This window comes from Candidatus Competibacter denitrificans Run_A_D11, from assembly GCF_001051235.1.
Classification (GTDB): Bacteria; Pseudomonadota; Gammaproteobacteria; order Competibacterales; family Competibacteraceae; genus Competibacter_A; species Competibacter_A denitrificans.
This window is the reverse complement of sequence record NZ_CBTJ020000061.1, coordinates 1-1,061: the sequence shown is the minus strand read 5'-3', so window position 1 is coordinate 1,061 and position 1,061 is coordinate 1. Positions and strand designations below refer to the sequence as shown.

Annotated in this window: 1 pseudogene; it reads right to left on the bottom strand. The window is 49.7% G+C overall.

Going from position 1 to position 1,061, the window contains the following annotated elements:
• Window positions 1–38 precede the first annotated feature (38 nt).
• Window positions 39–853: pseudogene (locus BN873_RS12835) on the bottom strand (IS5 family transposase).
• Between the last annotated feature and the right edge of the window lie 208 nt (window positions 854–1,061).

Here is a 1,061-nt window from a genome sequence, read left to right as displayed (position 1 = left end):
TAGAGCCTATCCGAAAATTCTTATTCAGATACAAATGATTAATCGCAGCCCTCTTCATTAAGAGGTGGATACAATTTCTTCAGTAGAATACGGATAGAAGAAACCCAAATCATGGCGATGCTGGAAGCGACTCTTTTTTCATAGACACGGACTAATCGACGGTAGCGGCTTAACCAGGCCAATGTTCTTTCGACCACCCAGCGATGGGGTAACACTTTAAAGGCTTTCGTGGTTCTTTTCACAATCTCCAACTCACAAGCGAAGGTGTCTTTCACCCAGGTGGCGAGTTCCTCGCCCTGATAAGCGTGATCGGCCCAGATCCGGCGTACCGTGGGTACTGCTTTAAACAGCGTCTTGAGTAAGGGGTACGCCCCCTGACTGTCGTGAATGTTGGCGGCATGGACGCCCACGGCCAGAACACAACCGGTGGTGTCTGTTACAATATGATGCTTTCTGCCCTTGACCTTTTTATAACCGTCAAAGCCGGATTCTTCGGCAGATTCTGCGGTGCCCTTGACGCTTTGACTGTCGATGATCCCCGCACTCGGTTCCGCGTTTCGACCGTTTTTTTTCGTACCCGTCGGCGAACTTCCGCATTCACGCGGGCAAAGAAACCCGTCGTCATCCATTTTATATAGTGGTAGTTGACGGTTGTGCGGGGTGGAAAATCATGGGGCAGATACGCCCATTGGCACCCCGTCTTATTGATATACAAAATCGCATCCCACACCCGTCTCAAATCCACTTCCAATGGACGACCTGCCCCCATTTCGTCTTCTCCACGAAGGCATTCTTCCACAACCGCCCATTCTTCATCCGTCAGATCACTGGGGTATCTTTTCTCTGTCGTCATTTCAAGGTTTCACCCGTTTTAATTAAAAACCTTACTTTATAGGCAAATGATACGATTATTTCTTAAATATATCAATATCTTAATATTGTGATAGGCTCTTACCGGCGACGCTGGCGGGCGATGGCCCGATTCGGGTGCCCTGCGTGCGCACCATCGCCCGCTGGCTGGACGCCTGGAAAAAAGCAAACGCCGAACTCTACGTCCTGCT